The 19,599-nt window shown below is 67.5% G+C and carries 14 protein-coding genes and 1 tRNA gene; 4 read left to right on the top strand and 11 right to left on the bottom strand.

The window, feature by feature from the left end; translation table 11 throughout:
* Positions 1-101 precede the first annotated feature (101 nt).
* Positions 102-178: transfer RNA gene (locus Mspo_RS01010), tRNA-His, on the bottom strand.
* Between the two features lie 167 nt (positions 179-345).
* Between Mspo_RS01010 and Mspo_RS01015 the strand changes: the two genes are divergently transcribed.
* Positions 346-1,170: a carbon-nitrogen hydrolase family protein gene (locus tag Mspo_RS01015; protein WP_159726071.1), complete on the top strand. Its 825-nt coding sequence runs from the start codon at positions 346-348 to the stop codon at positions 1,168-1,170.
* 240 nt (positions 1,171-1,410) lie between these two features.
* Positions 1,411-1,749, top strand: coding sequence for an integration host factor subunit alpha (locus Mspo_RS01020; RefSeq protein ID WP_159726072.1), 339 nt, complete (start codon positions 1,411-1,413; stop codon positions 1,747-1,749).
* A gap of 135 nt (positions 1,750-1,884) precedes the next feature.
* Here Mspo_RS01020 and Mspo_RS01025 read toward each other — a convergent pair whose 3' ends face one another.
* The gene (locus Mspo_RS01025) at positions 1,885-2,631 is read right to left on the bottom strand and encodes a YebC/PmpR family DNA-binding transcriptional regulator (protein ID WP_159726073.1); all 747 of its coding nucleotides are present in this window, start codon (positions 2,629-2,631) and stop codon (positions 1,885-1,887) included.
* A gap of 224 nt (positions 2,632-2,855) precedes the next feature.
* Here Mspo_RS01025 and Mspo_RS01030 point away from each other — a divergent pair, with 224 nt between their 5' ends.
* The gene (locus Mspo_RS01030; RefSeq protein ID WP_159726074.1) at positions 2,856-3,194 is read left to right on the top strand and encodes a YidB family protein; all 339 of its coding nucleotides are present in this window, start codon (positions 2,856-2,858) and stop codon (positions 3,192-3,194) included.
* A gap of 167 nt (positions 3,195-3,361) precedes the next feature.
* On the opposite strand, the gene Mspo_RS01035 is transcribed toward Mspo_RS01030, so the two are convergent.
* The 7 genes from Mspo_RS01035 to Mspo_RS01065 form a co-directional block, all read right to left on the bottom strand.
* Positions 3,362-4,447, bottom strand: a complete 1,086-nt coding sequence (locus Mspo_RS01035) for a hypothetical protein (RefSeq protein ID WP_244613019.1) — start codon at positions 4,445-4,447, stop codon at positions 3,362-3,364.
* 149 nt (positions 4,448-4,596) lie between these two features.
* Positions 4,597-6,423, bottom strand: coding sequence for a DNA mismatch repair endonuclease MutL (mutL, locus tag Mspo_RS01040; RefSeq protein WP_159726075.1), 1,827 nt, complete (start codon positions 6,421-6,423; stop codon positions 4,597-4,599).
* A gap of 218 nt (positions 6,424-6,641) precedes the next feature.
* Positions 6,642-7,238: a Yip1 family protein gene (locus Mspo_RS01045; RefSeq protein WP_159726076.1), complete on the bottom strand. Its 597-nt coding sequence runs from the start codon at positions 7,236-7,238 to the stop codon at positions 6,642-6,644.
* 97 nt (positions 7,239-7,335) lie between these two features.
* Positions 7,336-7,920, bottom strand: coding sequence for a hypothetical protein (locus Mspo_RS01050; RefSeq protein WP_159726077.1), 585 nt, complete (start codon positions 7,918-7,920; stop codon positions 7,336-7,338).
* A 137-nt stretch (positions 7,921-8,057) separates the two neighbouring features.
* The gene (fixJ, locus tag Mspo_RS01055) at positions 8,058-8,711 is read right to left on the bottom strand and encodes a response regulator FixJ (RefSeq protein ID WP_159726078.1); all 654 of its coding nucleotides are present in this window, start codon (positions 8,709-8,711) and stop codon (positions 8,058-8,060) included.
* A complete protein-coding gene (locus Mspo_RS01060; protein WP_159726079.1) occupies positions 8,708-11,494 on the bottom strand; it encodes a PAS domain S-box protein in 2,787 nt (928 codons plus the stop codon). Before Mspo_RS01060 ends, fixJ begins: the two co-directional genes overlap by 4 nt.
* A 349-nt stretch (positions 11,495-11,843) precedes the next feature.
* Positions 11,844-13,451 (bottom strand): methyl-accepting chemotaxis protein, encoded by a 1,608-nt coding sequence (locus Mspo_RS01065; protein WP_159726080.1) that lies wholly within the window; start codon positions 13,449-13,451, stop codon positions 11,844-11,846.
* 233 nt (positions 13,452-13,684) lie between these two features.
* Here Mspo_RS01065 and Mspo_RS01070 point away from each other — a divergent pair, with 233 nt between their 5' ends.
* A complete protein-coding gene (locus Mspo_RS01070; RefSeq protein ID WP_159726081.1) occupies positions 13,685-16,315 on the top strand; it encodes a DUF6165 family protein in 2,631 nt (876 codons plus the stop codon).
* A gap of 68 nt (positions 16,316-16,383) precedes the next feature.
* Here Mspo_RS01070 and Mspo_RS01075 read toward each other — a convergent pair whose 3' ends face one another.
* Together Mspo_RS01075 and Mspo_RS01080 are read right to left on the bottom strand one after the other, a co-directional pair.
* Positions 16,384-17,715 (bottom strand): TldD/PmbA family protein, encoded by a 1,332-nt coding sequence (locus Mspo_RS01075; protein ID WP_159726082.1) that lies wholly within the window; start codon positions 17,713-17,715, stop codon positions 16,384-16,386.
* Between the two features lie 287 nt (positions 17,716-18,002).
* Positions 18,003-19,529 carry a TldD/PmbA family protein gene (locus Mspo_RS01080; RefSeq protein ID WP_159726083.1) on the bottom strand — a complete coding sequence of 509 codons (1,527 nt, stop codon included), beginning with the start codon at positions 19,527-19,529 and terminating at the stop codon, positions 18,003-18,005.
* Positions 19,530-19,599: the final 70 nt, after the last annotated feature.

The following is a 19,599-nucleotide window of genomic DNA, read 5'->3' on the forward strand; positions in this document are numbered from 1 at the left end:
TCGACGGGGGAAGGCCTGCCGTCGCTTTGGAGCGAGCGCTGCCACGTGGCGACACAGGTCGAGCCCGGAATGCCGATTCCCCGCATAAGCTTTTGATTCGATGGTACCGCCACCCCGGCTCGAACGGGGGACCCCCAGATCCACAATCTGGTGCTCTAACCAACTGAGCTATGGCGGCACGCCAGCGGGGCGGAAACTAAAAGCATCGCGGCGCCAATGCAATGCGGAAATGCGGTCGGCGGAATGAAATTCCGTGTTTCTCGCCGCCACGCCGGTCTAGAATGGCCGCCCCGCGGCGGCGCGCGCCCCGCCGCCGTACCGCCTCTCGAAGCCAGAGCCCCCGAGATGAAAGTCACTTTGGTCCAGATGAATTCGGTCAGCGACAAGGCCGCCAATCTCGCCACGGCCCGCGCCCTCGTCGATCGTGCGGTCCGCGAGGAGCGCCCGGACTGGATCTGCCTGCCCGAGGTCTTCGATTTCATCGGCGGCAATCGCGCCGACAAGGCCGCGGCCGCCGAGGAATTGCCCGGCGGCCCCGCCTATTCGCTCTGCAGCGCCCTCGCGCGTGAATACGGCGTCTATATCCACGCCGGCTCCATTCTCGAGAAGGTTCCGGGCGAGGAACGCCTCCACAACACCACCGTCGCCTTCGACCGCAGCGGCGACGAAGTGGCGCGTTACCGTAAGATCCATATGTTCGACATCACCGCGCCGGACGGCGCGCAATATCGCGAGAGCGCGGCCTTCAAGCCGGGCGACGCCATCGTCACCTATGACTGCGACGGCCTGACCGTCGGCTGCGCCATTTGCTACGATCTGCGCTTTCCCTATCTATTTCAGGCGCTCGCCGACAAAGGCGCGGACATGGTCGCCCTGCCCTCCGCCTTCACGCTCGTCACCGGCAAGGACCATTGGGAGGTGCTCGCCCGCGCCCGGGCGATCGAGATCCAGGCCTATGTCTGCGCCCCGAATCAGACCGGCGCGCACAAGGCCGGGCATGAGACGCGCGTGAGCTATGGCAATTCGCTGATCGCCGATCCCTGGGGCCATGTCGTCGGCCGCGCCTCGGAGGGCGTCGGCCTCGTCTCGGCGCGAATCGACCGCGAGCGCATCCGCAAGGTTCGCGCCATGATCCCCGTCGCCAGCCATCGCGTCGCGCTGCCCGACTGAGCGCGCCTTTGCGCGCCAAGCCTCTGTTTCAACCTAACCAACGGAGCTGTCAGGGGAAATCCCAGGCGCACTTGCACGATTCGGGAAAGTGTGGCTACATTATTGTTTAGACTGCCGACAATCCGCAAAAACAGGATCGGCGCGCCGCAAAAAAATGGCGCCGGCAGAGGGGGGAGCAAAAGTAATGGCCTCGCGAACGATGAGCCGCGAAACGGGCGGGCTCGCGCCCGTACCGGTAGCATGACGAAGAAAATAGAACCAGGGCGCACTTTGACGCGGGCCGCCCTGCGTGAAGCGGTGTACAGCTGTTGTCCGACGCTGTCGCGAGCCGAAGCCCGCCAAATCCTCGACGCCACATTCGAGGAGATCAGCGAAGCCCTGGTGCGGGGGGAGTCGGTCAAGCTGCGCTCCTTCGGCAGCTTCAACGTCCGCTCCAAGCGCGAACGTGTCGGCCGCAACCCCAAGACCGGCGTCGAAGCGCCGATCTGCTCGCGCAAGGTCTTGACCTTCAAGGCCTCGCCCGTGCTCATCGCGCAGGTGAACGGCCTGCCCACCGAGCATCTGGAAGAGGCGGACTGACGTCGCTTCCGCATCTCGGCTCATGAAGCGAGCCTCCAAGGCTCGCGGTCCGGAGCGCGCATCGGACCGCGAGCCGTGGAGGCTCGCATCCGTTTGCGCAGGCCTGCCCGGCGGCGCGACGGCCCCCTCGCCTCTTCAGCCCGAGAGCTTTGCGACCAGCGCGTCCGACACTTCGAAATTGGCGTAGACGTTCTGGACGTCGTCATTGTCCTCGAGCGCGCCGACGAGCTTGAGGATCTTCTCGCCGGCCTCGTCGTCGACGGCGATCGTATTCTGCGGCCGCCAGACCAGCGCCGCCTTCTTCGGCTCGCCGAATTTGGCCTCGAGCGCCTTGGCGACGTCGCGCAGCCCCTCGACGGAGGTGACGATCTCATGCGCCTCCTCGGTGGTGGAGACATCCTCCGCCCCGGCCTCGATCGCGGCCTCCATCATCACGTCCTCGGAGGCGGCCTTGCGGGGAAACTCGACGAGGCCGACGCGGTCGAACATGAAGGAGACGGCGCCGGTCTCGGCGAGCGCGCCGCCCGCCTTGGTGAAATAGGAGCGGATTTCGCCGGCCGTCCGATTGCGATTGTCGGTCAGCGCCTCGATGATGACGGCGACGCCGCCCGGAGCATAGCCCTCGTAACGCACCTCGTCGTAATTCTCGGCGTCGGCGCCCGAGGCCTTCTTGATGGCGCGCTCGATATTGTCCTTGGGCATGTTCTCGGCGCGGGCGGCGAGCACGGCGGCGCGCAGACGCGCGTTCATATTGGGATCGGGCAGGCCCATTTTGGCGGCGACGGTGATTTCGCGGGCGAGCTTGGAGAAGAGCTTGGAGCGGATCGCGTCCTGCTTGCCCTTCTTGTGCATGATGTTCTTGAACTGACTATGTCCCGCCATCGCTCTCGCCCTGTGGTCCCGATCGGCGACGCGCTCCCGCGTCGCAATTCCGCCGCGTGATATACCTCCGCCGCTCCCGGAAATAAAGGAAGCGCGAGCGATCCTCGAGCGACGCCGCGCCCGGCGCGCGGCGGTCGACTTGCGCCGCCTGCGCCCTATGTCGGGGCCTTGTCGCGGCCGGCCCGCGACGCTTCGGCGCTTTCGTCGAGCATAGGGAGGACGATATGGGTCTGTTGGACGGAATTATCGGCGGCGCGATCGGCGTCGAGCTCGCCACGCTCATCAATGGCTATGTCGAAAAGCGCGGCGGATTGGACAAAGTGGTCGAGGACTTCGAGAAGAGCGGCTATGGCGAGAAGGTCAAGTCCTGGATCGGGACGGGCCCGAACCTGCCGATCTCCGCGGAGCAGGTCCAGCAGACGCTGGGCTCTGATCGGGTGAAGGAGCTCGGAGCCAAATTCGGCATTCCGGTCGACAAGGTATCGGCCGCGCTGGCGGAGTATCTGCCCAAGGTCGTCGACCAGGCGACGCCGGAGGGCAAGCTGCCACCCCAGAGTCACTAGAGCGTTTTTTAGCCGAAGCGGACACCGGTTCGGCGTCCGGAATCGCGTCAAAACAAAAGCCTAGGGTCTTTCCGTGTTTCAATGAAACACGGAAAGACCCCTAGAGCGTGTTCCCGAAAAGTGCGAAGCGGTTTTCGGAGAGGCCTGAGCGGCGAGAAACCTCCGGCTCAGGCCCGCTTCGATTGGGCGGCCTCGTCGGGCTCGGCGGCGGTCGCGGCGGCCATCTCGGCCATTCGGACGCCGAGATCGACGATCGCCTGCCGCAAGGCCAGAACCTCGCGGTCGCCGGTCGCCGCCTCGACGGCCGCGCCGTCCGCCGCGACGACTCCCCCGCTCGCGCCCGCCGCCAGCGACGCGCGCATATGGACATGCTCCTTGCGCAGCGCGTCCATCGCGCCTTGCAGCAGCGCATTGTCGGAACGGGCGGCCTCGAGACGATCGGCGTGGTCGCGCTCCTCCGCGCGGGCGACGCGCAGAGCGGCTTCGAGATGCTCGATCTCGGCCGCGGAGCTGCGCTCCAGCGCCGCGAGCCTGACGCGCGTCTCGTCGAGCTGCTTCTTCAGATCGGCCTTCTCCAGCACCGCCGCGTCGAGCTCGCGAGTCGTTCGCGCCAGAACGTCGTCGACGGCGGAAAGACGTTGCGCCACGGCCGAGACGGAGGCGAACTCCGTCTGCAGGGCGTCGAGCCTCTGGCGCAATTCGGCGTTCTGCACATGCAGGCTGGCGATGCTCGATTCATGGGTCGAGACCTGCACGCGGCTCTCGTCGCTCAGGCGCGCGAGCTGCTCCTTGTCCATTTCGACATTGCGCAGATTGGAGATCAGCGTCTCCACCCGGTCGGTCATGTCGTGCAGCGCGGTTTCGGTCGATTGCAGCAGCGCCGTCCGCTCCTCGAGAAAACCGCTGGTCTCCTTGAATTTGCGCTCGAATTCGTCGCCGCGCGCGAGCGCCACGGTCAGTTCGCCGTCGAGCTCGGCGATGCGCGCCGCATTGCGGCCGATCTCGATCATATCCTGCGCCTTGGTCGAGCGGACTTCGGCCATCTGCTGCTCGAGCCGGCGATAGCGGACGGCGAATTCGCCGCGCAGCAAATCGCGCTCCGCCGCCATTTTCTCGATCGAGAGCGGCGTCAGCATGTTGAGCCGGCGCAAAGACAAGCGCATGGCCCGCCGCCAGAAGGCGGGCAGGAACATCAGCGTGACGAGCCCGGCCGCGAGGAACCCGAGCGCGAAAAACATCGCTTGTTCGATCAAGGCGCGGCGTTCCTTCGCTCTTTTCGGGCGTACGAGGCTCTTTTTCAGCAATGTCGCGCTGCGACAATGCCACGTCGTCGCCCTGAAATCAAAGCGCTCGGGCGCGCCCCGGCTTAAGGGTTTTTGCCCCCTCCGCGTCCCCCCGAGGCTCAGCTTCGACCGAACAATTTCTCTATGTCGGCGAGCTTCAGCTCCACATAGGTCGGCCGGCCGTGATTGCACTGGCCGGCGCCGGGCGTTCGCTCCATCTCGCGCAGCAGCGCGTTCATCTCCTCCGGCGTCAGCCGGCGGCCGGCGCGCACCGAATGATGGCAGGCGACGCGCGCCAGAAGCGCGTCGAGCCGGCGCGTCAGCGCGCGCGCGTCGCCCTCCTCGACGAGAAGATCGGCGACGTCCTCGACGAGCCGCCCGACGTCTATGTCGCCGAGCGCGGCGGGCGTCTCGCGCACGAGCGCCGCGCCCGGGCCGAAGGGCTCGAGCGTCAGCCCGAGGGCGGAGAGCTCCGCCTGCGCCGAGAGCAGCGCGTCGAGCCGCGTCGCGTCGAGCTCGACGACGCGCGGAACCAGCAGCAGTTGGCGGGCGACGCCCTCCGCCTCGCGCTGGGCCTTCAGTTTCTCATAGACGAGGCGCTCATGCGCGGCGTGCTGGTCCACGATGACGAGCCCGTCTTTCGTCTGGGCGACGATATAGGTCTCGTGGAGCTGCGCCCGCGCGGCGCCGAGCGGCGCCTCGACCGCGGCGGCCGGCGCCGGCGCGGCCGCGGGCCGCACGTCGGCGGCGGGCGGCCCGACGTCGAAGCCCGCCTGCGCCGCCTCGGCAAATCCGGCCGGCGCGCTCGGCGAGCGCCGCGGGTCCCAATCGAGCGGCCGAGCCAGCGGCGGCCCGCCGAAGGCCGCAAAGCCCCCGCCTCCGGCGGCCGCCCGCGCGCGCGTCGCCAGCACATCGAGCGCCGCGCGGGTGGGCGTGTCGGCGCTGCGATGGAGGGCGGCGGCCAGCGCCTCTTTCAGCGCCCCCACCACCAGCCCGCGCGCGAGGCCGGGATCGGCGAAGCGCACCTCGGCCTTGGCCGGATGCACATTCACATCGACCGCGCGCGGGTCGCATTCCAGAAACAGCGCCAGCGCCGGATGGCGGTCGTGGGAGAGAAAATCGAGATAGGCGGCCCTGATCGCTCCGGAAAACAGCTTGTCGCGCACCGGACGGCCGTTCACATAGACATGTTGCATCTGCGCATTGGCGCGATGGAAGGTCGGCAGGCCGGCGAGCCCCTCCAGCCGGAACCCCTGCCGCTCCGCCCGCAGGGGAACAGAATTGGCGGAGAATTCCGCCCCCAGCACCTGGGCGACGCGCCGCGCCCGCCCCTCCTGCGAGGCGCCGCAGGCCGGATAGTCGAGGCCGGCCCCGGCGTCCGCCGCGAAGGAGAAGCGCACGGCGGGATTGGCCATTGCGAGGCGCTTGACGACATCGGCGACGGCCGCCGTCTCGGCGCGCTCGGATTTCAAGAATTTGAGCCGCGCCGGCGTCGCCGCGAAGAGATCGCGCGCCTCGACCCGCGCGCCCTTGGGCCAATTGCTCGCCTTCAGCCCGCGCTTCTCGCCGGCCTCGACCCTGATCTGAGCGCCGACCTCGGCGCCCGTCGCGCGCGCGTCTATCATCAGATCGGCGACGGCGGCGATGGAGGGCAGCGCCTCGCCGCGAAAGCCGAGCGTCGCGATCGCCGAGAGATCGCCGTCGGGGATTTTCGAGGTGGCGTGGCGCTCGACGGCGAGCTCCAGATCCTCGGCGCTCATTCCATAGCCGTCGTCGACGACGCGGATGAGCCGCCGCCCGCCGGCCTCTATGGCGACATCGATGCGCGACGCGCCGGCGTCGAGCGCATTTTCGACGAGCTCCTTCACCGCGGAGGCCGGCCGCTCGATCACCTCGCCGGCGGCGATGCGGTCGACGAGAATGGGATCGAGACGGCGAACGCGCATGAGGGGACCCGGCCTGGGTGGAGGGCCGGAATCTATATGAGTGGAACGATTCGGGGAAATTGAAGGGCGAGGCGTCTCGTCGTCGGCGTCGGCCCTCGATTTGGTCCTTACGAGCGGAACGACGATCGAGAGCAATGCGCGCGGCTCTGAATCGCTTCGTCTCTCCGCACCTTCGATGACGGGCGCGCCGCACACTCGCGGCGCGCCCGCGGCGCTCGTCACACCGTCGGCGTGGGGACGAGCATATGGACGATCGCGCCATGCAGAAAGGCCGCGACTATGCCCGTCACGAGAGCCGCCGCCGTATAGACGTCGGAATATTCCTCCTTGCTGCGCATGAGCCGCGAGACGCCGACATAGAAGAGATAGATCGCGTAGACGCCGAGCACGTCGAGCCAGCGCAGGCCCGGAACGAGGCCGAATACCTCGGCGAGCCAGATCGGCGTGTAGGAGTAGGCGACGAGCTTCAGAGCGCGCAGATCGTCGGTCTTGCCCTCGAAGCTCGGCGCGAGGCGCGAGATCACCAGAGCGACGCCATAGAGCAGCGGCAGGGCGAGCCCATATTGCAGGGCGGCGCGCATGAGGCCGCCGAACAGCGTGTAATGGACGACATTGTCGCCGCGCGAAAAGCCGAACAGCCAGCCGCCGAGGAAATTGGCGATCGCCGGCACGGCCGCCAGATAGAGGATGTAGTTGCGATAGAGATCGACCGCGGCGATGGGCTCGGCCTCGATCGCCTCCCATTCCGTCTTGGGCGACAAAATGATGCGCTTGGCGCGCTCGCCGATGTCCTTCAGCCGCTCCTTGATATCCATTGCTCTCTCCCCCTGCCTGGCGTCGTTGCGCCGCGGCAGGGAGACTGGCCCAAGCAGCGCCCGGAAACAAGCCGCGCGACGCCCGCCGGGGCGAGGATCAGTCGGCGCCCGTCCAATCCCGCGCCAGCTCGCTCGCGCCCATCAGTCGGGCGAAGCAGGAGAGAAGCGGCAGAGCGGCGGCGCGGGCGGCGGAAACCTCCGTTTCGTCATCGAGAGGAAACGGCCAGGCGTCTTTGACCACGATGATCGGATGGCCGGCGAGAAAACCGTCGACCGCCGTCTCCACGGCGAGATCGCCGAGCTCGTCGCCGAGCAGAATCAGCAGCGGCCCGCCGAGACGCTCGAACAGCCGCACGAAGCTCGGATCGCGCAGCAGCGACGGCCGTTCCGCCCGGAGCAGGAAGCCGTCCGCCGTCGGCCGCCGCGCGGCGTGGACCGCCTCCCCGGCGAAGCGCGGCGGGCCGGCCGCCGCCGCATCGGAGGCGGTCCGCTGCAAAGCGAGATCACGCTCGACAAAGACGAAGGGGAGGCCGGTCGTCTCCCATCGTCGCAGCAGCGTCGCGCCCGACAATTCGAGCGCGCCCGGCGGTCGCGCCCGTCGCGGCTCGCGCGGCGGGCGCCTGTCGGCGATGCAGACCAATAGGGCTCTGGCTCGCGGCTCGGCGATTTGCGATCGAAACACAGCAGCTTCCGTTCCAAAATGCGCCACCGAAGCGTCAGACTCGGTTGCCGCGCTCGCGAGGGCCAACGCAAAATCTCGACTTTTCTACCTATACGCGCATGATAGCAGAGCGTCACAATCCCACAGCCAATTTTCGATCACCCATCGTGCGGCGCTTCGTCCGGCCTTTCGGCCTCGCGGTCGATCTGCGGCGGCTGCACGAGCGACATGCGCACGAGCTCCGGCAGGCTGCCGGCCTGCATTTTGGCCATCACATTGGCGCGATGGACCTCGACCGTGCGCACGCTGATGCCGAGCTCATGGGCGATGATCTTATTGGGCTGGCCCTTGAGCAGCGCGGCGAGCACCTCGTTCTCGCGGCTCGTCAGCGTGGTGAGGCGGCGCTGGATTTCCTGCGCCTGCAGATCGCGCGCCCGCTTGCCGCTGTCATAGGCGAGCGCCTGGCGCACGGCGGACAAGAGGGATTCGTCGGTGAAGGGCTTCTCCAAGAGATCGAGCGCGCCTTCCTTCATCGCCTGCACGGCGAGCGGCACATCGGCGTGAGCGGAGATCACCACGACGGGCAGGGACAGGCCCATGTTCTTCACCCTCAGCAAGAGCTCCATGCCGGTCATGTCCGGCATGCGCACGTCGGTGATGATGCAACCCGTGCCCGAGCGATCGACGCCGGCGAGGAATTCGACCGCCGATTCATGCGTCACGACGTCATGTCCTTCGGTCGTCAGCAGCAAGCGCAGCGCGTCGCGGACGGCGGCGTCGTCGTCGATCACATGAACGGTCGGCTCGCTCACTCTTCCTCCTCCGTCGCGGCGAGCGGCAGGGTGAAGCTGAATGTCGCGCCGCCGTCGCTGTTGGGCCCGGCCCAGATCGTTCCGTAATGCGCCTCGACGATCGAGCGCGCGATGGTGAGGCCGACGCCGAGGCCGCTCGGCTTCGTCGTGGCGAAAGGCTCGAACAGGCTCGCGCGCGCCTCCTCGGAGAGGCCCGATCCCGTATCGGCCACGTCGAGGCGGATCATCGATCGGCCCGCAGGCGACGTCGAGATCGTCATCCTGCGGGTGCGCGAGGCGCTCATCGCATCGCGGGCGTTGCGCATGAGATTGACGAGCACCTGCTTGATCTGCACACGATCGGCGAGAATGCGGTCGTCGCCGGCGTCGAGGCGGAACACGACATTGATGCTCGACCGCTTGGCCTCGACGATGACGAGCTCATGCGCTTCGTCGACGATGTCGTGCAGGTTCTGAAGGGTCTTGTCCGGCTCGCCGCGCGCGATGAACTCGCGCAGATGAGCGATGATCTGGCCGGCGCGCACGATCTGCGTCGCGGCGTTGTCGAGCGCGTCCTCCACATTGGCGGGCCGCTGATCTTCGGGCATTTGCAGAAGCCGGCGCGCCGCCTTCAGATAGATGGCCGTGGCCGAGAGCGGCTGGTTGAGCTCATGCGCGAGGCCGGCCGCGAGCTCGCCCACCGCATCGAGCCGCTCGGCGTGCAGCTTCCGCATGCGCGCTTCGATCTTGCGCCGTTCGGTCAGATCGCGGATGAAGGCGATATAGAGGCGGCGTCCGTGATAGGAGGCCTCGTTGACGGCGAGATCGACAGGAAAGAGCGCGCCGTCCTTGCGGCGGCCCTGCGTCTCCACGACATTGCCCAGCGTCTCCCGGCTGTCGAAGAAGCGCGCGCCGACGCTGGCCTTGCGGCCGCCGAACAGGCGCACCGGCACGAACGTCTCGACATGCGCGCCGATCGCCTCTGCCTCGGCGTAGCCGAACATGCGCACTGCGGCGGAGTTCAACGACTGGATGACGCCCTTCTCGTCCAGGGTGAGGATCGCATCATGCGCGCCCTCGACCGTCGCATGGAGACGCGCCTCCTTGTCGACGAGCGATTGCTCGATGCGCTTGCGCTCGGTGACGTCCTGCAGATAGCCGTGCCACATCATCGCGCCGTCGGGCTCGCGCGTCGGCCGCGATTGCGCCTCCACCCAGATCCAGCCCTTGCGCGGATGATTGTAGCGATAGCTCTCGCGCCACACGGTCATCGAACGCGCCGATTCGGCGATGCTCGCGAGCACGCGCGGCAGATCGTCCGGATGCAGGCGCGCGAATTTACCGTCGCCGCCCTGGCGCAGCGACTCGACGTCCATTCCGTAGATATCCTCGACATTGGCCGAGGCGTAGGGCATGGTGGCCTTGCCCTCCGGCCCCAGCCGATAGGATGCGATGAGCCCCGGCACGGAGGCGGCGATGCCGGCGAGCTGATCGGCGAGGCGCGCCTTCTCGCGCAGCTCCGCCTCTGTCGCCTTCTTCTCCGTTATGTCGATGACGACGCCGATGAGGCGGATGGCGCGGCCGTTCTCGAACAGCGTGCGGGCGCGCGAGGCGATCCATCGCTCGGCGCCGTCGCTCATCCGGCGGATGCGATATTCGGCCTCGCGCCGGCCTTCCTCGCGCGCATCGAGCGCGCAGCGCATCGAATCTCGCGCCGCGGCGACGTCGTCTGGATGAACGAGCGCGAAGAGGATATCCAGAGCGAACGGCAGATCGGCGGGAAGTCCGAAGATTTCGCGATATTTCTGGTCGGCGTCGGCGACGCCTGCGGCGACGTCGTATTCCCAGCTGCCGATGGCGCCCGCGGCGAGCGCGAGGCGCAGACGCTCATTGCTGCGCCGCAGAGAATCCTCGATCTCGCGCCGATCGGTCACATCGATCGCGGCGCCGATCGCGCGCGTCGCGACGACGCCGCGCGACGTGCTGCGAAATTCGAATTTTCCGGCCAAGGCGATCCAGCGCAGGGCGCCGTCCATGCGCCTCATGCGCATCTCATGGCTCCATTCGCCATTCTTCGCGCCCATGCGGGCGTCGAGAAGCTTCTTCTCGAAATCCCGCTTGTCGTCCTCGAGCAACATGGCGTCGGCCTCGGCGAAGCCAAGCGTCTGATCCGGCGCCAGACCGAGGATCTCGTGCATGGTGACAGAAAAGCGGCTCGCGCCGGTGACGAGATCGACGTCGAACGTGCCGACGCGGCCCGCCGCGACTGCGAGGCGCGACCATTTCTCACGCTCGCGCAGCGCCTCGGTCGCCGCGAAGGAGCGCTCCATCCATTTCGTCTGGGTGAGATCGGTGACGATGGCGAGGCGCGGCCGCGCGCCATCGGCCGCCACCACGCCGAGCGCGACGCTCACCGGCAACAGCGAGCCGTCGGCGCGGCGAAGCTCGAACTCGCGGGCCGCCGTCTCCGGCGCTGCGAAGAACGCCGCGAAGCGTTCCGCCTGATCGGGCGCGACATGGTCGAGAATGTCGTCGCCGATGAGCTGCGCCGCCGGTCGCCCGATCATTTCGCGAAATTGGCGATTGCAACGCAATATCGCGCCGTCGGGCGCGAGCTCGAGCGAGCCTTCGCGCATCTGCTCGAGCAGCCTGCGGCAGAAATGCGTCGAGTCGTCGCGCCGCGATCTTTCGGACGACGGCGCCGTTTCGGCGTCGCCGAGGTCGCGACTCTGCCCGGCCTCGACGAGAAGCCGCCGCAGATCCTCGATTTCCCGAACCTGATCGCCCTGTTCGTCCACCGACATCCTCTCCCCTTCCGCGGAACGCGGGCGTCGTGTGCGCCCGAGCCGGGAAAGTCCTTCCCGCCGTGGCGCGACCGCGGGCGGCGCTCGCTGGAAGGTCGCGTTCGAACCGTCGGCGCGCGCGCGTTCCGGCTCGATATGGAGGCGAGAGCTTGCGCCTCGCGAGGGATCGGCAGCTTGATAAGGCAGGCGCGCGCGACAGACTTCCTGTGGAAACTACTTAGCCGCGCGGCCGCTGAAGGCTAGAGCGCTTTCCGATCGAACGGAATCGTTCGATCGATCAGAATTCGCTCCAAAGAAAGAAAGTTAGAGCGCTGTCCGATCCTCCTGGATCGGATAGCGCTCTAGGGGATCAGAACTCCTCCCAGTTTTCGTCGGCTGCGGGAGCCGGAGCGCCGCGACCGCCGGCCGAGGCGAGGCGTCGAAGCGCGGCCGCCGCCTCGCCGCGCCGCTCGCTCGCGCGCGGGACCGAGGCAGGACGCGCGCCGTCGCTCCGCCCGAAGCGGAACGCGGAGATGAGGCCGGCGAGCTCCTCCGCCTCATGACCGAGGCTGTGACTCGCCGCGGTCGTCTCCTCCACCATGGTGGCGTTCTGCTGCGTCATGCTGTCGAGCTGACCCACGGCGCGGTTCACCTCGGTGAGGCCGGTCGCCTGCTCGCGAGAGCCGGCCGCAATGTCCGTCACGACACGGCTCACCTCGCCGACCTGCGAGACGATGCGCTCCAGCGCCGCGCCGGTCTCCGTCACCAGCACGACGCCGCTCTCGACTTGCGCGGTCGAAGCGGCGATCAGAGCCTTGATCTCCTTGGCCGCCTCGGCCGAGCGCTGCGCCAGCGCGCGCACTTCGGAGGCGACGACGGCGAAGCCGCGCCCCGCCTCTCCCGCGCGCGCCGCCTCGACGCCGGCGTTGAGCGCCAAGAGATTGGTCTGAAACGCGATCTCGTCGATGACGCCGATGATCTTGCCGATGTCGCGCGTCGAATTCTCGATGCGCCGCATCGCCTCCACCGCGTCGCGCACGATGACGCCGCCCTTCTCGGCGTCGGAACGCGTCACCTCGAACACCTCGCTCGCATGGCGCGTGCTGTCGGCGGTCTTGTTCACCGTCGCGGTGATCTCCTCGAGCGCGGCCGCCGTCTCTTCGAGATTGGCGGCCTGCGCCTCCGTGCGCCGTGCGAGATTGTCGGACGCTTTGGCGATCTCGACGCTCGACGAGCGGATCGCGCTCGCCGATTCGCCGACCTCGGAGAAGGCGGCGGAGAGCTTGGCGGCCGCATTGTTGAAGTCTTCCTTGATCTTGTCGAAGCCGCCGGCGAGATGGTCGGTGACGCGCCGCTGCAGATCGCCGCGGGCGAGCTCCCCGAGCGCATTCGCCATGACATCGAGCGCATGGCGTTGATGCGCCTCCGCCTCGGCGCGCTGTTCCTCCGCCGAGCGATGGCGCTCGCGCAGCACGTCGAGATAGACCGAGACGGAGAGATTCATGTCGAGGAAGACTGCCTTCACGAGCGCCGCGACGCCGCGGGAAGTGCGATCGACGCGAGCCTTGCCGGCGAGCATGGAGCCCGAGAGGTTGTCCTCGACAATGGCCTGGATCAGGCTCTCGGTGATGAACGCATAAGCGGAAATATAGAAGCTCGGCTCGAGACCGATGCGCGCATGGGCCTGACCGACGGCGGTCACCATGCGCACATATTCGGCGCCGAACTCGGCCTCTGTGATCTGCGCCCAATGACGCATCTGCGCGGATTTCGCCGCCGCCATATGGCGATCGTCCGAGAAGAAGCCGCGCAATTTCGCATCGCCGCGAACCTTGTCGTAGAAACGGTCGAGAACCGGACCGAGCGCCTTCGAGACGACAGGCTTGACCTGGCGAAGGGCGATGCGGGCGGACTCGTCCATCTCCATGAACGCCAAACTATCGTCGAGCGACGAGCCACCCTTGAAAGACCCGGTCATTTTTTCCTCCCGCAATTCTTGTCGACCGCCGGACGCGCTTGCCGCTGGGCGAATCGCCGCGCGCTCTCCCCGACCGGATCGATTAAGCGATTTCGGGAGTTTCGGCATTACTAACGAGACACAATTCGTCATTGCATCGCACTGACGCAATCAGTGCAACACTGTAACGTCAGTTCGAGGCAAGCTCGCCTCGCTAGTCGAAGGTTTCGTCCCTCTGCGCCGAGGCTACCTCGTTGAAATCGAAAAAGCAGAAACGATTTGACGGCGCGCCGACGCCGACAGACGCGAGCGCGTTTCTCGCCGATCTCATGGCGAGCCTGCAGTCCGAGGATCTCACGAGCGCGGTGCGCAAAATTGACGCATGCCGCGCGCTGGTCGACAAACACGCCTTCGCGAGCTATCTCGCCGGCCTCATTCGCGTCGCGCTCGGGCAGGACCAAGCGGCGATCGATCATTTCGGCAGAGCGATCGCGATTGATCCCGATCATGCGCAGGCGCTCTACGGGCGCGCGGTCACGCTGCAAAAATCCGGACGCTTGGACGCCGCGATCGCCGATCATGAAAGATCGCTGCGACTCGACCCCGGCAATATCGAGGGCTGGCTGAATTACGGCGCCGCGCTGCAAATGGCCGGGCGCAGCGCCGCGGCCGTCGAAGCCTACGGAAAGTTATTGGCGCAGGCGCCGAACCATGCGCAGGCCCTCGCCAATCGCGGCCTCTCGCTGCACGCGATCGGCGAGGACGCGCGCGCGATAGAGGATTATGACCGCGCCCTCGCGTCGACGCCGGCCGATCCCGTGCTGCTGCGCAACAGAGCGGTTTCGCTCGCGCGCCTCGAGCGCCACGAAGAGGCGCTCGATTGTTTCGCGCGCGCTTTCGCTCTCGACGCTTCTTGTCTGGATGCGGCCGACGGCGCGCTGGCCGCGCTCGTCGCGCTGCGCCTCTTCGAGGAGGCCGCTTCTTTCTGCGATACGGTGCTGTCGATCGCGCCGGGCCATGCGCCCGCGCTTTTGACAAAAGCCAATGCGCTTCATGAAACGAAGCGACATGGCGCGGCGCTGGCGGTTTTCGACGAGGCGCTCGCGCGCGCGCCCGATGATCCGAAGCTTCTCACCAATCGCGGCATGACGCTATTCGAGCTCGGCCGGCTCGAGGAGGCGCATGCGTCCGCGCGCGCCGCCATCGCCGTCGATCCCATATTCGCGCTGGCGTGGCGCTGCCGCGGAATGGTGGAGATGCGCCGCGGCGAGCTCGACGCCGCGCTCTCCTCCTTCGACGAGGCCCTGCGCCTCGCCGATTACGAGGCCGATGTGCATTGCGGCCGCGGCATCGTGCTGAAAGAGCTCGGCCGCTTCGACGAGGCGCGCGCCGAATTCGACCGCGCCCTCGCCATCGATCCGCGCCATGCGGAGACGAAGGCCAATAAGGGCGCGCTGCTGCTGCTGCTCGGCGAATTCGAAGAGGGCTTGGAGCTTTTCGAGCATCGCTGGGTGCTCGACGACCGCCCCAAGGCGGATGTCGCCTATCGCTGGCCGGAATGGCGCGGCGAGCCCGTCGCCGGCAAATCGATCATCGTGCTGGACGAGGCGGGACTGGGCGACGCGCTGCAATTCATCCGCTATGCGCCGATGCTGGCGCGCGCCAGCGCGAAGGTCGCCTATCATTGCCGCCCCTCGCTGCAACGCGTGATGCGCGGCCTCGGCGAGGAGGTGGAGATCGTCGCCGCGCCCCCGGAGGACGCGGCCTATGACTATTGCGTCACGCTATGCAGCCTGCCGCGCGCCTTCGGGACGCGCGCGACGACGATATCGGGCGAGCCTTATCTTCGCGCCGAGCCAGAGCGCATCGCGCTGTGGCGCGAGCGTCTTTCCGGCGAGGGATTGAAGGTCGGAATCGCCTGGCACGGCAGCTCGCATTCGCGCTCCGACCATATGCGCGCGGCGCCGCTCGCCGCCTTCGCGCCGCTCGGCGCCGTCGGCGGCGTGCGGCTCATCAGCCTGCAGAAGAATTTCGGCGCCGATCAATTGCGCGACGCGCCCATGCGGGTCGAGACGCTGGGCGAGGATTTCGACGCCGGACCGGACGCCTTCTTGGATACGGCGGCGGTCATCGAAAATCTCGATCTCGTCGTGACGATCGACACCTCCATCGCCCATCTCGCAGGAGCGCTCGGCAAGCCGGTGTGGATCGCGATCAAACATGCGCCGGAATGGCGCTGGCAATTGGAGCGCGAGGATAGTCCCTGGTATCGCAGCGCGCGGCTGTTCCGTCAGCGCGAGCGCGGCGATTGGCGCGACGTCTTCGCGCGCATGGCGCGAGAGCTCGAAGCGCTCGCGGCGCCTAGAGCGCTTCCAGCCGAAGTGGGCGCCGGTTCGGCGTCAGGAAACGCGTCGACACAAAAACCGAGAGTCTTTCCGTGTTTCATTGAAACACGGAAAGACTCTAGCGCCCGGCCCGCCGAGGCGGAAGCCATTCTCATTCCGGGTTCTGTCGGCGATCTCATCGATCGCATCACCATTCTCGAGATAAAGGCGGAGAAGATCGCCGACGCCGAAAAGCGCGCCAATGTGGCGCGCGAGCTCGCATTGCTGCAAGGGCTGCGCGACGATCGCGGATTTGCGGGCGGCGCGCTCGACGCGCTGGCGCGACAGCTCAAGGACACCAATCTCGCGCTCTGGGACATCGAGGACAGCATTCGCAATTGCGAGAAGCGCAGCGATTTCGGCCCGCAATTCATCGCGCTCGCCCGCAGCGTCTATCAGCGCAACGACCATCGCGCGGCATTGAAGCGTCGCATCAATCTCGCCTGCGGCTCGGCGATCGTGGAGGAGAAATCCTACGACGAGGCCCCGCGCGTCTCGTGAGGCGGCGACGTGATGTCGTACTGCGGCCGTCATCGCTTCGTCGCTACGCTCCTCGCGATGACGGACTGCTATATTCCGCTCGACCTCGAAGAGAATTCGAAGCCCTCGATCAACATCGGCGGCGCGCAGATCGCAGCGCCCCCCATCTCCGTCTTCACGCGCTCGCTGTTGCCGATCGCCGCGATGCGCGAGAAGACGCCGCCCAGATTCACATTGAAGCGCATATTGCGCGCCGGCGCGACGATCTCGCCATTCTCGACGAGGAAATTGCCGTCGCGCGTCAGCCCGGTGAGCAGAAGGCTGCGCGGATCGACGAGATTGGTGTACCAGAAGCGCGTCACCAATATGCCGCGCGGCGTGCGGCGGATCATCTCCTCGAGGCTGGTCGGCCCGCCCGCCACGGTGAAATTCGCAGCTTGCGGAATGGCCTCAGCCCCCGTCTTCCGCGCCCAGAATCGCGGACGCGACAGGCTCTCGAGCACGCCCTTCTCCACCCAGCGCCGCGGCGCCTGCGCGAGGCCCTCCTCGCCGAAGGGGGCTTCCGGCGCGATCTCGTCGCCCGGATCCGAGCGGATGGAGAAATCGGCGCCGAACAGCCTCTCGCCGAGCTTGGTTCCGCCGCCGGGGCGGGAGAAGAAGCTGCGGCCCTCGTCGGCGGGACGCGCGCGCAGCATCCACATCAGCCATTGGGCGAGCTCGCCCACCGCCGTCGGCTCGAGGATCACCGTGTAGCGTCCGGGCTCGAGATCGAGCGGCTCCTCGTCGCGCGCGGCCTTCAGCGCGGCGCGGCGGCCGATGGCGGCGGGATCGAGGCGAGCCATGGCGAAATGGCGCGCCCCCGCCCAGCCGGACCAGCCGTCGCTCCGATGGCGCGCCGTCGTCGAGAGATCGATGAAGCTCTCCCGGTCATAGGCGAAGAGGCCGCTGCTCGACGCCAGCGCCGCAAATCGCCGCCCGGCGGCCGCGCAGCCGAACATATTCACCGAGCGCGCGGCTCCCTCGGCGATGACGCGCGCCGACGCCTCGGCGAGAAAGCCGAGATCGAGCGCGGCGGTCGCCTCGTCGTAGCGCGCGGAGACGGGATAGGCCTGCGCGCCGAGCGGCGCCAGAAATTCCGGATCCTCCGGCAGCAGGCGCGCGATCTCCTCCGAGCGCGCCACGGCGCGGGCGAGCTCGCCCGCGTCGAGCCCGCCCACGGAGACCGCGCCGATGCGCCCGCCGACATGCGACTCGATGCGCGTCTTCACCCGCGCGGTCGCGACATTGGTGGTCACGCCGCCGCCGGCGAAACGCAGGCTCTGCGCCTCCTCGCCGTCGACGTGAAGCACGCAGGAATCGGCTTTCGACAAGGAGAGCAGGCGCAAGGCGAGGGCATGAGCGTCGTCTCGCGTCAGGAACATGGCCGGCCTCTCTTCATTCGACTGGGCTCCGGCGCCCGCCGGACCCGTCGCGGAATATAATGCGCTCCGGAGCCTGTGTCCGCCGCGCAACGGCGGCTCGGATATTGGGACGCCTTTGCGCCGGCTCATCGACCGCCCGAGCGACGTTGCGAGCCGCAGGCGACAGTCCGCAGGCGCGGGGCGGCCCCTCAGATCGCTTCGCTGCGCGCGCGATGACGAGACGATGCAAATCGATTGCTTCGCGCATCGCCCGGTAGCCGCGTCTCCCCGTGAGCGGGAGGAAAGAATCACACCTCGCGCGCCGTGTTCAGCACGGTCACATCGCGGAAGCGCGCGGCCGGCGCGCCATGGGAGACGGGCGCGAGCTGCATCGGCTCGGCCTTGCCGCAAGTGAAGGAGCCGCAGAGCCGATAGGTGGAGGAATCGCCGAGCCCGTCGAGTGAATTCCAGAACGATATGGTGCGTCCCTGATAGGCGGCGTCGCGCACGGGCTCGCCGAGCTTGCCGTCGCGGATCTCGTAGAACATCTGCCCGCCGAATTGGAAATTGTCGCGCTGCTGGTCGATGCTCCAGCTTCCCGCGCCGACGATATAGAGGCCTTTCTCGACGCCGCCGATCAGCTCTTCGAGCGAGCAGCGGTCGGGATTGGGCGCGAGCGAGATGTTGGGCATTCGCTGAATGGGGAAGGCGGTCGTATCGTCCGCATAGGCGCAGCCGTTGGAGCGCTCGGCGCCGATGAGATGCGCCTGTCCGAGCGCCATCTGATAATTGCGGAACACGCCTTTGGAGACGATCTCGAATTCGGCGCGCTCGCGCGGCGCGCCATCGTCGTCGAAGGCGACGCTGGCGAGCCCGCCCTCCTGCGAGCGATCGGCGAGAATCGTCATCAGCTCGCTGCCGAAGCGCAGCGTGTTCAGCATATGCGGCTTGACGAAAGACGTGCCGGCGAAATTCGCCTCCCAGCCGAGCGCGCGGTCGAGCTCGGTCGAATGGCCGACGGTCTCGTGAATGGTGAGCCAGAGATTGGTGGGATCGATGACGACATCGGTCACGCCCGCCTCGACCGGCCGCGCGTCGAGCTTTCGGCGCGCGTCCTCGACCGCTCGGGCCGCCTCGCCGATCAGATCGCAGGAAAGCGCATAGTCCCAGCCGGCGGCGCGCGCCGGGGCGAGGCTCTCGCGCGTCGCATAGCGGCCGGAGCCCTTGTCGATCACCGTGACCTCGAAAGAGGGCTGCGCGCGCGTGCGCGACTGGAAGATGCGGCTGCCGCGGCTGTCGGCGAAGAGCCGCTCCTCCGTGGCGAAGGAGAAGGAGGAGACGCAATAATCCGCGCCCGCCGCCAGCGCCGCGGCGTTGACCTCGATGAGGCGACGAACCTTTTCCGGCGCGTCCACGGCGAAAGGATCGATCCCGAGCGGCATGATCCACTCCGCCTCATGCGGTTCGGTCTCCTCGAGCCGCACCGGCGCGACGCGGATGGGCGCGACGGCGCGGGCGTTGTGGATGGCGCGCTCTGCCGCCGCGGCCATGGCTCCGGGCTCGAGCGCGCGCGCGCCGTAAAAGCCCCAGCAGCCGTCGACGAGCACGCGCAGGCCGAAGCCGGGGCTGGAGCTCTCGAAAAATTCGTCGAGCCGCTCTTCCTTGGCCTGGACGAATTGGCGGCGCGTCTCGCCGATGCGAATATCGGCGTAGCTCGCCCCGGCGCGCGTCGCGGCCGTGAGCGCCGCCTCCGCCAGTTCGGCGAGACGGGCGCGGTCGAGGCGCGGTAGAGACGCCGCCTGCCGAGCCGCCTCGGGATTTTGCGCAATGGTCATTGGTCCCTCGCCGCCCGGGTCCCTCGCCGCCCGAAGATAACCTCGGAGCGACGGCGAGGGAAAGCCGAAA

The organism is Methylosinus sp. Ce-a6 (assembly GCF_009811655.1).
In the GTDB taxonomy this organism is placed as follows: Bacteria; Pseudomonadota; Alphaproteobacteria; order Rhizobiales; family Beijerinckiaceae; genus Methylosinus.